Origin of the sequence: Verrucomicrobium spinosum DSM 4136 = JCM 18804 (assembly GCF_000172155.1) — a bacterium.
GTDB classification, from domain to species: Bacteria; Verrucomicrobiota; Verrucomicrobiia; order Verrucomicrobiales; family Verrucomicrobiaceae; genus Verrucomicrobium; species Verrucomicrobium spinosum.
On sequence record NZ_ABIZ01000001.1, the window covers coordinates 3,428,577 to 3,441,496 of the forward strand.

Sequence of the window (12,920 nt, forward strand, 5' to 3'; positions counted from 1 at the left end):
CCTTTCCTATGAGTGCTCCGCTTCCCCTTGCCATTCCGGAGGCCCGCTTGCTGGCCAACGGCTGCTACTTCACCTTTGTTACGGCTGCCGGCACCGGGCAGTCCCGACGCCACGGCCATGTCGTGAATCGATGGCCGGGAGATCCGGTGGAGGACGCTCATGGCCAGTTCATCTACCTCCGTGACATGGCGAACGGCGATCTGTGGTCCGCCAGCCTGCAGCCGGTACAAAGCCCGGGCGGGCGCTACGGATTCTCCGCCACCGCTGGAGCGTGCCATCTGCTGCATGAGTACGGGAACATCCTCTCGCAGGTGGACATCGCCGTCTCCCCGGCCCATGACATGGAAATCCGCCGCCTAACACTGAAGAACCTCTCCGGACGCAAACGCACCATTGAGGTGACGAGCTATCTGGAGAGCGTGCTCACATGGCAGGGGGCGGACATCGGGCACCCGGCTTTTTCCAAGTTGTTTTTGCAAACCCGCTATGTGCCGGAGCAGGCCGCACTGGTCACGGAGCGGCGGCCGCGGGGCAACGATGAGAAGTGGCCCTGCCTGTACCATGCCCTTGCCGGTGCCCGTCCGGTGGGGTGGGAGACCGATCGCCTGCGCTTTCTGGGGCGGGGACGCACCACGGCGCTTCCTGCGGCGCTGGAGGGGAACCTCTCTGGCACGGTGGGGAATGTGCTGGACCCTTGCTGCAGTCTCCGTGCCGTGGTGGACCTGGACCCGGGGGAGACCCTGCAGTTGGCTTTTCTTACGGGCATCGCGGAGACCATCCGTGAGGTGCGTGCGGTAGTGGAAGGGCACTGTACCGCCGCGCAGTGGGAGGGCGTCTTTACGGCGGCAGAAGGCCAGGAGCGCAATCTTTGGGCGGCGCTCCAGCTCACTGCCGATCAGGCGGCGGACCTCCAATCACTGGCGGCGGCCATGCACTATGGCAGCCGCGAATTGAAGCCAGTGGCAGAGCCCTTGCCGCTGGAGACGGATGTGAACGCCGTGTTCGGGCAGCACCGCATTCCCCGGGACCGCATGCAGATCGTGGTGTGCGGAGGCTGGGGCAGGCCGGTGACACAGGAGGCCCTTCGTGCCCGTCGCTACTGGAGCGCGAAGGGGTTCTTCACAAACTTCATCGTTCTGGCGGAGGATGCCAAACCTGCACCGCCCGCGTTGGATGACCGTGTGTTCACCTTGAACTCACGAGAGCTGGACAGTGCCCAACGCGCCGTGCTACTGGCGGCAGCATCCCTGGTGGTGGAGCACCGCCTGCCTGAGGTGGCGGTGCAGACCGCGCCGCCGCGCCCACCCGTGGTGCCAAAGCTGGAGCCGCAGGAAGCTCCGGCCGCCGTGCTGGGTGAGCCGCTCCAGTTCTTCAATGGGTATGGCGGCTTCAGCCAGGACGGCACGGAGTATGTCATCCGCCTGCCGCAGCGGGGTGGCAGATTGCAGCGCCCGCCGCTCCCCTGGATCAATGTGGTGGCGAATGAAAAGGCGGGGTTTCTAGTGAGCGAAGCCGGGGCGGGCTGCACCTGGGCCAGGAACAGCCAGGCCAACCGCATCACGCCCTGGTCGAACGAACCAGTGAGCGATCCTCACGGCGAGGCCTACTACCTGCGGGACGAGGAAACGGGGTGTGTGTGGTCTCCTTTGCCCGGACCGGTGCCGGGTTCAGGAGACTGCGAAGTGCGGCACGGCTTCGGGCGCACCCGCTTTCTGACCCGGTGTGACGGCCTGTTGCAGGAGATGACGATGTTTGTGCCGGAGCAGGATCCGTTGAAGATCGTGCGCCTGCGTGTTTCCAATCTTGCGCAAACGAGCCGCCGGCTCTCGTTTACCGCGTATCAGAGGCTCATCTTGGGATCTCTGCCAGAGCAGCCCAGTCTCATCACCACGCGTCAGGAGGCAGATGGCAGCTTGCGGGCGGTGAATCTGGCTGCGGGCGACTTCCGCGGTGGCACGGTGTTCAGTGTGCACCATCTGCATGGGGCGGAGGCGGTGGGTACCTCCCACACAGCAGACCGGCTCATGTTTTTGGGCCGGCATGGCAGCCCAGAGAACCCGGCGGCACTGGCTTTGGGCGAGGTGCTGGACGGGGCTGTAGGCACCGGTCTGGATCCCTGCTTTGCACAGCAGGTCGTGTTTGACCTTCCCCCGGGGGGCACGGTGGAGTGCGTGGTGCTGCTGGGTGAGGCGCTGAACGACGACGAGGCGGCAGGATTTATCTCCCGATACCGTCGGTTGGAGGACGTGCTTGCCGCTGAGGAGGAGGCCTGCACCTTTTGGAGGTCGCTTCTGGGCGGGCTGCAGGTGGCCACGCCATCGCCCATTCTGAATGTGATGGTGAACGGCTGGCTGTCCTACCAGACGCTTTGCTGCCGCATGTGGGCCCGGTCAGGCTTCTACCAGTCCAGCGGTGCCTTTGGCTATCGCGACCAGTTGCAGGATTCGGGTTCACTCCTCGCGCTGGATCCCGCCTATGCCCGGGCCCAGATCCTTCTGCATGCCCGGCACCAGTTCGAGGAAGGTGATGTGCTGCACTGGTGGCACCCGGAGCCGATCGGGCGGGGGCTTCGAACGAAGTTCTCCGATGACCTGCTCTGGCTGGCGTATCTGACAGCAGATTACGTGGGTGCAACAGGGGACTCTGCCATCCTGGACGTGACAGAGCCTTTCCTTTCCGCACCGCTACTGGGCGAACACGAGGATGAGGTGTACCTCACGCCGCAGCGCGCGCCAGCGGGGGCGGACCTCTATGAGCACTGCTGCCGCGCCATGGACCGCTCCCTTAAGGTGGGGGCCAATGGACTGCCGCTCATGGGGGTGGGAGACTGGAACGATGGCATGAGCCGCGTGGGACGCGAAGGCCGGGGCGAGAGTGTGTGGATGGCGTTTTTCCTGTATCACATCCTCGGTCACTTCCTGCCTCTCTGCGAACGCCGTGATGACGCGGCCCGGGTGGAGCGCTACACCGCCCACCGGCAGGCGCTGTACGAGGCCGTCAATCAGGGCGGCTGGGACGGAGAATGGTATCGGCGCGCCTACTACGACAACGGCCAACCCCTCGGCTCCTGTCTCAGTGATGAGTGCCAGATCGATGCCCTGGCGCAGTCGTGGGCCATCATTGCCCGGGCAGCACCAGCAGACCGGGCCGCGAGTGCGATGGAGGCGTTGTCACGCCGTTTGATCTCGGAAGACGTGGGCATCATCCGGCTGCTCACGCCGCCCTTTGTGAAAACGGCGAATGACCCCGGCTACATCAAGGGCTACGTCGCGGGCGTGCGGGAAAATGGCGGCCAGTACACTCACGCCGCGTGCTGGGTGGTGAAGGCGGTGGCCGAGTACGGCCAAAACAACCGCGCGGTCAAGCTGCTGGAAATGTTGACCCCGGTGTCTCATGCCCTCACGCGGGCTGCGGCAGACCTCTACAAGACCGAACCGTATGTGATGGCGGCGGACATCTATGGTGCAGAGCCGCATATCGGCCGTGGAGGCTGGACCTGGTACACCGGCTCGTCGGGCTGGATGTTCCGCGTTGCTGTGGAGAGCATCCTCGGCTTGAGGGTGGAGAATGGAGACACCCTGCTGATCCGGCCATGCGTACCGGATGAGTGGAGCGGATACAAGATCGCATGGCGGGACCTGCGCCATGACGCGGTTTATGAAATCACTGTGAACGGAGAACCCGCTGCGGGCCGGAGGGTGGTGCAGGTTGTAAAAGACGGTGCCAGGTGTGAGGTGGTGGAGGGCACCGCCCGAATTCCCATGGGCGGCCACGGCGGGAAGTATGAGGTGAGCGTGACGCTGGGGTGAGCGTGACGCTGGGGTGAGGAGGATGTGCAGTTTCCCATCTCTGCCCTCCGGCACTCTGTGAGATCAAGCAGGGCGGGCTGCTTCGTAGCTCGATCCTTTTCCACGAACCGTCTTCACGGTGCTTCAGCACGGTATCGTGACGGGCAGGGTCTGGCCCGCGCCCTTCAAACGAGATGCACATGATGCCCTGGGCTCGCAGAGCGGCGAAGGCCGTGGCAGGTCATTGGACAGGGGCCATCAGCCACGAGGTGCGGGCGGCCAGACGGAACCACCAGGGCCTCTCCGTGAAGTCGGCGGCATGGGCCGGTACGCTCCGGGCAAAATCTTTTTGAAACATCTGCTCTGCCTGCTGGACCACGCCCTCTTCGGCGAAGAGGACTGTTATCTCAAAGTTGAGCCGGAAGCTCCGGTTGTCGAAGTTCGCGGTGCCCACACCGCAGTAGTCGTCCACCAGGATGGCCTTTTCATGCAGGAACCCGCCTGTGTAACGCCACACCTTCACCCCGGCCTTCTCCAGAGCGGGCAGGTAGGTGAAGCTGGAGAGGTGCACCAACTGGCTGTCGGCATGCTGGGGGACGAGGATCTGTACGTCCACACCGCGCAGGGCTGCAATCTGGAGGGCGGAGGTGAACTGCTCATCCGGGACGAAGTACGGGCTGGCGATCCACACCCGCTTCTGCGCCGCCTGGATGGCGCGCAGGAAGAATAGCGTGCAAGTCTCGAACTCATCTGCCGGCCCGGAGGGCAGGCAGAAGGCCAGCCCATCCTGGCCGCCTGGGGCGGGCTGTGGGACCCAGTTAAGCGTGGGCAACCCGCCAGCCGCCCAGTTCCAGTCCTCCGCCCACGCGATCTGCACGCACTGCACCACAGGGCCCTGCACCTTCACATGGGTGTCGCGCCATGCACCCATCTTGGGATCTTTGCCGAGGTACTCATCGCCCACATTGTGACCGCCTACAAAGGCCGTGACGCCATCCACGATGACGATCTTGCGATGGTTGCGGAAGTTGAGCTGGAAGCGGTTGCGATCACCCTGCCGGGTGTTGAAGGGGCGCACCTCCACCCCGGCTGCCAGGAGTTCGGCCGTGTAGCTGGTGGGCAGTTGGTGGCTGCCGATCTCGTCATAGACCAGGTAGCAGCGCACTCCGGCGCGGGCCCGGTTGATGAGCGCCTCCTTGAGCTGGCGCCCCAGCCCGTCATCCCGGATGATGTAAAATTGCACCAGCACGTACTCCCGGGCCTGGGCGATGCTCTCAAAGATGGAGCGAAATGTAGCCTCGCCATCTATGAGCAACTCCGTGTGATTGCCCCGGGTGGCGGGCAGCTTGGCCAGCCTTTCCAGCAGGGTGGCGGAAGGGGGCACCCGCTCAGCTTGTGGACGCATCGCCAGCAGGTCGGCTGCGAGCTTTTTTTCCTCGTCATTCAGGTCGGCCTCCATCTTGCGGCGCAACACCAGATACCCTTCGAAATTCGAGCGGCCAAAGACCCAGTACGCTGGCACTGCGATGTAGGGGAATGTGTTGAGGGAGATGGCCCAGCCGATCGCCCCCTGGGCCGTGCGAACACTGAGAATCGCATCGATGGACGTGAGCAGCCCAAGCAGGTGGCAGAAGGCCATGATGAGCGCACGCCAGCGGAAGGGGTGGCTTTTCATCCAGCGTAGCACGCTGGCGGCACCCGGGATGGAGTTCACGATCTTCTCACTTGGGACCAGACTCATCCTTGCGATATAGCATAGCAGGGCTCGTTATGTCGACTCTCCAGTTTCATAAAGCCCAGGCTCAAAAGATGAATTGAAGCCCTGTCGGCGGCCTTTTTCCCGTAAAAAAGCGTTGTTGCGACACCTCGCAAAAGCCAGACAAAAGGACCACCATTAGTGAAAGTGAAAGACGACCATCCGCACACTCCCTGAATAAAGGGTGAGAGTGAAGGGGATTTTTTCCAACGAGTTGTGACCTGATGGTGGTTTCCGGGGGAATCCTTAGGCTGTCGGGTTTGCGTTCTGATGGGAGTTTTCTTATCGGCAGTACTCACAAATCAGCAGACCGAATTCCATTCGTCTGTTACCTCATTCCCAATGAAAGTTGTCATCCTCTGTGGAGGTCTCGGAACGCGCTTGCGTGAAGAGACCGAGTACCGCCCCAAGCCCATGGTGCCGATCGGCAACCGACCGATTTTGTGGCACATCATGAAGCACTATGCTGTGCATGGGCACAAGGATTTCATCCTTTGCCTTGGGTACAAAGGGGAGGTGATCAAGGACTTCTTCCGGAACTACCACTGGCACACAAGTGACGTGACGATCGGCCTGGGGCAGGCCTCACCTGTGCAATGGCACAACTCGCATGATGAGAATGACTGGAAGGTCACCATGATCGATACGGGTGAGAAAACTCTCACGGGAGGTCGGCTCAAGAGAGTGCTCCCTTTCATCGATGAAGAGGAGTTCCTGCTCACTTACGGGGACGGAGTCGCAGATGTGAACATCGCTGAGGTGATCGCATTCCACCGATCCAAGGAGGCGACGGTGACGCTCACAGGGGTGCGCCCAGGTGGACGCTTTGGCGAGATCGGGTTGGAAAACGGCATGGTCACGAGCTTCCTGGAGAAGCCGGACGATAGCCCTTCCTATGTCAACGGCGGGTTCTTCGTCATGAAAAAGTCAGTAGGGGAGCTTCTCAGCGGGGACGAGTGCATCCTTGAGCGCTCGCCCCTGGAGACCCTCTCGAAGGCGGGGCAACTCGCTGCCTATCAACATGATGGCTTCTGGCAGTGCATGGACAACATCCGTGAGATGACCCTTCTTAATGAACTCTGGAACGGCGGCAAAGCACCCTGGAAGACATGGTAAAGCCCTTCGACAACATCTACGAGGGTAAACGGGTTCTCGTTACCGGTCACACGGGGTTCAAGGGAGCGTGGATGTCCCTGTGGCTGCATGCATTGGGTGCTGAAGTCAGCGGGTATTCGCTGCCGCCAGCATCCTCCCAGTCCCTGTTCTCCCTGCTCGCGCCTGATTTGTTCAGGGAATCGGTGCTGGCGGATGTGAGGGATGGCAACTGCCTGAAGGGCGCCATCGCCCGCATACGGCCTGAGATCATCTTCCATCTTGCGGCGCAACCCCTTGTGGGGCTGTCGTACAAACAGCCACTAGACACCTTCACCACCAATGCGCTGGGCACCGCGCTGCTGCTGGAGAGTCTGAGGGATATCAAGGCGGAGTGCGCAGTGGTCGTGGTAACCAGTGACAAATGCTACCGCAACGACAACAGCGGCATCCCGTTCAAGGAGAGTGACCCGTTGGGAGGGAGTGACGTTTACTCCATGAGCAAGGCGGCCACGGAGCTCGTGGTGAGCTCCTGGCATTCGTCGTTCTTCAAGAACAACGCTGACCTGGGCGCACTGGCGACCGGACGGGCGGGCAATGTGGTGGGGGGAGGAGACTATGCTGAAGACAGAATCGTTCCTGATTTGGTGCGCTCCTACGTCTCGAAGGAAGCCCTCGTGTTGCGCAGGCCCCATGCCACCCGTCCCTGGCAACATGTGCTGGAGTCGCTAAGCGGCTACCTTTCATTGGGACAGCGTCTGTTGTCTTCACCGAACAAGGAAGAGTTGCTGAGCTTCAACTTCGGACCGGATCCGGACGCTGAGCGAAGCGTCCAGGAACTGGTCGATCAATGGGGCCAGGAATGGCCTTCTGAGTTCTCCGTCAAAACTGATTCCCAGCCGGCCTATGCCGAGGCCTACAAGCTGGGCCTGGACCACTCACTCGCCACGGCCACCCTTGGCTGGAAGCCCGTGTGGGACTTTGCCAAAACGGTGAAGAGCACTGCTGAATGGTATCGGCTCCGTCATGAAGGCAGCGCGTCCACTGAAATGATGGTGGCGTTCACCCGCTCCCAGATCGCGTCGTACGTGGCAGACGCTGCCGCAAAGAAAATTTCCTGGGCCAACTGACTTATCACAACCCCACATGTCCACACCCGTAAAGTGCCGCTCCTGCGGTTCGCAAGACCTGAAAGAGGTGATCAACCTCGGCCAGCAACCCCTGGCAAACAACCTCCTCAGCGCCCAGGATCTAAGCAAGGAGGAGCCAAAATTCCCGCTGGATGTCTGGGTCTGCCAGAAATGCTGGCTGATGCAGATCTCCCACATCATTCCTCCGGTCACGCTTTTCAGCGAGTACGTCTATTTCTCCTCGTTCTCGGACCAGATGCTCGCGCATGCGAAGCAGGCTGCGGGGCGATACACGGAAGAGTTCGGACTGGGGCAAGACAGCTTCGTTGTTGAAGTGGCCAGCAATGATGGCTACTTGCTCAAGAACTTTGTGGAAGCCAACGTCCCATGCCTGGGGTTTGAACCGGCTTCCAATGTGGCTGAGGTGGCGCGCAGCAAGGGCGTGGAGACCCGCGGGGAGTTTTTTGGGAAAGAGTCTGCTTCTGGGCTGGCGAATGAAAGAGGCGGGGCGGACCTGATCCTTGGAAACAACGTGTTCGCGCATGCTCCGGAGCCAAATGACTTCGTGGCGGGGCTAGCGGCATTGTTGAAAACTGGCGGCAGGATAGTCCTCGAATTTCCCTACGGGGTAGATATGATTGAGAAGGTCGAGTTTGACACCATCTACCACGAGCATGTCTTCTACTTCACCCTGCTGCCGCTGCTCCCGCTGTTTCACAGGCACGGGCTGGAGATCTATCACGTGGAGCACCTGCCCATCCATGGAGGGTCACTCCGAATTTTTGCCACCCAGACAGGGAAGGATGCGGTGCGTGATTCTGTCACTGCGCTCGCGGCGCGGGAGTCCGAACTGGGGGTGGACTCGCTTGCCTACTATGAGCGGTTCAGCGAACACGCAGAAAGCGTTAAAGCTGATCTGATTGCATTCCTGGATGAGCAGCGGTCGCAAGGCAAGGAGGTGGCAGCCTACGGTGCTTCTGCAAAAGGAAGCACCCTGCTGAACTTTGTGGGAACTCCTGCGGCTGACCTGGCGTTCATGGCAGACCGCAGCACCTACAAACACGGTCTTCACAGCCCCGGGCTGCACATTCAGATCGTCCCTGCGGAGGAGTTGGTCCAGCGGAAACCGGATTTTGCCATCCTCCTGGTGTGGAACTTTGCGCACGAGATCATGAAACAACAGGCGGAGTATTCCTCCCAGGGAGGCAAGTTTGTAATCCCACTGCCGCGGCTAAAGGTCATCTAGTTCACTGGGCCCGACCTGATCCCTTGATGAAAAACTCACTGTACACATGAAGCTTTTTGTGACGGGTGCCACCGGATTCATTGGGCAGTCGTTCTGTAGAATTGCTGCAGAACGCGGGCATCAGGTGCTGGGGCTTTCAAGAAATGTCCATCGGCCGTCCCAGGATTCTTGTGAGTTGATCGAGGGCTCTCTGGACAAGGTGCCATGGGGAAAGGTTCGAGCCTTTTCCCCGGATGCCTTGGTTCATCTCGCCTGGCTGGTCAAGCCAGGGACGGTGAACTCACCGGAAAATGAGGCGCTTATGGCACAGTCTGCGAAATTGTTCGAGGCCGCAGTAGGTGCAGGCGTGTCCCATATCGCCGGTACGGGAACCTGCATCGAGTACGCTCCCTCCAGTGACAGACTGGACGAGGAAACCTCCCCACTGGGTCCGGAGACAGCGTATTCACGCGCGAAGCTCGCCACCTTGGGCCATCTCAAGCGCCTGGCCTCGACAGTGCACATCAGCTGGTCCTGGTACCGTATTTTCTATGTCTATGGAGCAGGTGAGCACCCCGACCGCCTCTCCGCATCCATCCTGCAACGCCTCTCCCAGCGTCATGACGTGGTTCTGAGGACGCCTCAAAGCGTCAAGGACTACATCCATGTGGATGACGTGGCTTCCGCCATGATCTGGGGGCTGGAAAGGAATCTGAACGGGCCAATCAACATCGGCAGCGGGGAGGGGATTCGCATCGTTGACTTTGCCCGGGCCGCCGCAGCGGTTCTCGGCATTGAAGCGGATCACATCAAAGACTCACAGCCTCCCGCTGTTGACCCTTTTCCGGTAACGGTGGCTGATATCTCGAAGCTGCGCGCCTCAGGGTGGGAACCGCAAGTCACCCTCCAACAAGGCCTGCGAGGCATGGCTGCATTGCTCTGAATGTCTTATGGAACTCTTTACCGTCATTGTGCCAGTTCTGAATCGTGTGCACACGATCGCTCACACGCTGTTGTCGTGTCTGGTGCAGAACGATGAGCGTTTTCAGATCCTCGTGAGCGACAATCACAGCTCAGACGGGACCTATGAGGAGCTGGTGCGATGGGCGGCCAGAGATGCAAGAATCACGCTCATCCGTCCGCCGTGCCGCATGGGACAGGCCACTCACTGGGAGTTTGCCCTTGAGCATGTGAGGGAAGGCTATTTCATGTTTCTGGGAGGGGACGACGCCCTTCTCCCTCGCTGCATGGAGCGGGCACGTGCCTGTCTCGCGGCTCACCCCGGAGTCAAAGCCTTGCATTCCCCCATCTGTGTCACCTACTTGTACCCGGATGTGCATGGGGAACGGGCTGGGTGTTTGACGACCTGGCCGAAGGTCGGAATGGAACTCCGCGACAGCGGTGAGTGGCTGCGCCGGGTGATCGGAGGCGAGTGCGGCATCCTTGAGTTGCCCTACCCGTATGCCTTTGCCTGGTGTCACATGGATGTTTTGGACGATGTGCGAAAGAAGGGCCGCCTCATCCCATGCCGGACGCCACCCGTATTTCTCGCGTTGGCTGCCGCACGGTACAGCTCTCAATTCCTCATGGTGAGTCCTGGATTTGCTGCTCCTGGAGTCTCCCGTGAGAGCATCGGCTACAGCTGCCAGTTCCCCGGAGGGGACCGGGTGCAGGATCGCAAATTCTTTCGTGAAGATGACATCGCGGCGAAGGACATCCCGTACCATCCCAAGGTGGGAGTGTCCCGCTCTGAGCACATGCACGTGGGCGAGACCCTCTTGAGGGCAAAGGAGGCCGGGTTGCTGGATGACAGTACTAAGATAGCCTGGGACCGCCTGGTGGCTCTTGCTTACAGGGAGTTCGCAGTGGCCGACTGGTCGGTTGAGGACCGGCAGGCAAACTTTGCATCCCTCCAGATCGTGGCGCGGAACTTTGGTTGTGAAGCGATGCTGCCAGAGCTCGATGAGAAATCGAACATGGGCTCCTGGATGAAGCAACTGCCGTTCGAGCTTCCCAGGCCGCGGGCTTCTGCACGGGAGATCGTCATTGATCTCAAGCCGCTGGATGTGCAAGGCGTTCACCAAGCAGCGCGCCTGGGCGATGAAATCCTGGAAGCCCTCGTTTGTTCAAAACAGGGCTCGGTCCAAGAGATGCGATGCGATGTGAGGTCGCTGTCCTGGTGCTTCACGCAGATAGTGAAGACTGTTGCGGCAACGGATGAAGTGGCCGAGCTCCTTGAACAGTTGGAGCTGCGAACAGAGGAGTCCAAGCGACGCGCGGCGGAGAGGGACAAAGCCAAGCAGATGGTGGTGGAACTCAATGAGAGGCTCAAGAAGACCAAAATAAACGCCGCCAAACCCTCCAGAAAACTGGGAGACAGACTGAAGCGACTTTTCAGCGCCTCCTCGTGACCGCTGCGACCTGGAACATGGAAGCGCCCCAATCCCATCCTCACTACAACATCGTCATCCCGGTACTCAACCGGGTTGATACGCTTGCTGCGACCCTTCGCTCCTGCACCAGCCAGTCTGGAGATGACATCGGAATCATCGTCAGTGACAACTTGAGTGAAGATGGGTCCGGGGAAATCGCGGAAGCTTTTGCCCGTGAGGACTCACGAATCGAAGTGGTGCGGCCACCCCGTCGTCTGGGGCAGGCGAGGCATTGGGAGTTTGCCCTCAAACATGTCAGGAGGGGCTTTTTCATTCTTCTTGGTGCCGATGATGCCCTGCTGCCAGACAGTGTGTCCAGAGTACGGGCACTGACAGCGCTTTATCCGGAGGTGCAGGCCTTTCATGGGGTGTATCCCCCCATGTACACTTATCCCGAGGTGGGCAACTCCCACGCCGGGCATCTGACGCTTTCTCTCAGCCCGCTGTTGGAGACAAGATCGTCCGCAGAGTGGCTGAGGCGGCTGTTGGAAGGAGAGGGTTCCGTTCTGGATCTCCCCTTTGCTTACGGCATGGCCTGGATGAACATTTCGATCTTGCGGGGAGTAGAGGCAAAAACAGGATCTATGATCCCGTGTCGCACGCCGCCCGTCTTTCTTGCGATCATTGCCGCCCTTGCATGTGAAAAGTTTCTCTGTGTCGTCCCTGGATTTGGATGTCCCGCGGCCTCGGCCAGCAGCATCGGGATCAGTGTGCACAGCCCCTCTGGAGACCGGAGGAAGGATCAGCAGTACTTCGAGGAGACCGGCATTGAGGTCAAAGATGTCTCGTTTCATCCTTTTATAGGCCACTCTCGTTCTGAGCACATGCACGTTGCAGAGACCCTCCTGACGATGCGGGAGCACGGGCTTCTACAGCCGGAGTTGCCCGTCAGATGGGATCGCCTGGTGGCAAATGCCCACCGCGAACTGGCCGCCGGTGCCTGGACCCTTCAGGATCGGGAGGCGAACTTGGCTCACTTGATGAAGGCATCCCAGCATCTGGATTGTGAGCACATCATGAAGCTGGCGCTTGAACATCCCGATCCCTCAGCATGGCAATCGGCCCTTCCCTTTGCGCTGGCCCCCACCTACCGCCCGCCGTCGCTGCTCACTCTCGATCTGCGGCCCTTGGGCGTCAAAGACGTTTTGGGCGCTTCACAAGTCGCCGGTCTGCTCCTTGCAGATCTCCAGCCCAGTGGTGGTCCCGATCTGCCCTTCACCCCTATTGAAGATCCGGGTTTCAACCCCACCACGATCGAGGTTCTGGGCGGGATCTCCTCCGTGGCGCGCATGGTCTGCGGGCTCCAGGAGGAGCTAGCCAAACGAACGGCTGAATCAACGCGGCGGGGGGCTGAAAGGGACCGGGCGAAGTCCCAGGTACAAGCCCTGCGCAAGGAGGTGGCGGCTTTGAAGGTGAGTCTGAGTGACTCACAACGAACCCCCAAAGGCGGCTGGATCCAGCGTGTGCTGCGGAGAGGCGTTTGAACTTGTGACCTAG

General features: G+C 60.5%; 8 protein-coding genes. 7 read left to right on the forward strand and 1 reads right to left on the reverse strand.

Translation table 11 applies throughout. The features are described from left to right. Nucleotides 1–8 precede the first annotated feature (8 nt). Nucleotides 9–3,809 carry a GH36-type glycosyl hydrolase domain-containing protein gene (locus VSP_RS13865; protein ID WP_009961312.1) on the forward strand — a complete coding sequence of 1,267 codons (3,801 nt, stop codon included), beginning with the start codon at nt 9–11 and terminating at the stop codon, nt 3,807–3,809. 220 nt (nt 3,810–4,029) lie between these two features. Here the strand turns inward: VSP_RS13865 and cls are convergent, their stop codons facing one another. Beyond that, complete coding sequence (cls, locus tag VSP_RS13870) at nt 4,030–5,529, reverse strand: cardiolipin synthase (RefSeq protein ID WP_009961313.1); 1,500 nt, start codon at nt 5,527–5,529, stop codon at nt 4,030–4,032. A 357-nt stretch (nt 5,530–5,886) separates the two neighbouring features. Between cls and rfbF the strand changes: the two genes are divergently transcribed. The 6 genes from rfbF to VSP_RS13900 are packed head-to-tail and all read left to right on the forward strand — an operon-like array spanning nt 5,887 to nt 12,907. Then, a complete protein-coding gene (rfbF, locus tag VSP_RS13875; RefSeq protein WP_009961315.1) occupies nt 5,887–6,660 on the forward strand; it encodes a glucose-1-phosphate cytidylyltransferase in 774 nt (257 codons plus the stop codon). Further along, nucleotides 6,654–7,766 carry a CDP-glucose 4,6-dehydratase gene (gene rfbG, locus VSP_RS13880; protein ID WP_044133542.1) on the forward strand — a complete coding sequence of 371 codons (1,113 nt, stop codon included), beginning with the start codon at nt 6,654–6,656 and terminating at the stop codon, nt 7,764–7,766. The genes rfbF and rfbG overlap by 7 nt, the downstream gene beginning before the upstream one ends. 16 nt (nt 7,767–7,782) lie before the next feature. Then, the gene (locus VSP_RS13885; protein WP_009961317.1) at nt 7,783–9,012 is read left to right on the forward strand and encodes a class I SAM-dependent methyltransferase; all 1,230 of its coding nucleotides are present in this window, start codon (nt 7,783–7,785) and stop codon (nt 9,010–9,012) included. A 46-nt stretch (nt 9,013–9,058) separates the two neighbouring features. Next, entirely contained in the window at nt 9,059–9,934 is an 876-nt protein-coding gene (locus VSP_RS13890; RefSeq protein ID WP_009961318.1) for an NAD-dependent epimerase/dehydratase family protein, read from the forward strand. 7 nt (nt 9,935–9,941) lie between these two features. Then, a complete protein-coding gene (locus VSP_RS13895) occupies nt 9,942–11,402 on the forward strand; it encodes a glycosyltransferase family 2 protein (RefSeq protein WP_009961319.1) in 1,461 nt (486 codons plus the stop codon). Between the two features lie 17 nt (nt 11,403–11,419). Next, complete coding sequence (locus tag VSP_RS13900; RefSeq protein ID WP_157210893.1) at nt 11,420–12,907, forward strand: glycosyltransferase family 2 protein; 1,488 nt, start codon at nt 11,420–11,422, stop codon at nt 12,905–12,907. The last annotated feature ends 13 nt before the right edge of the window (nt 12,908–12,920 follow it).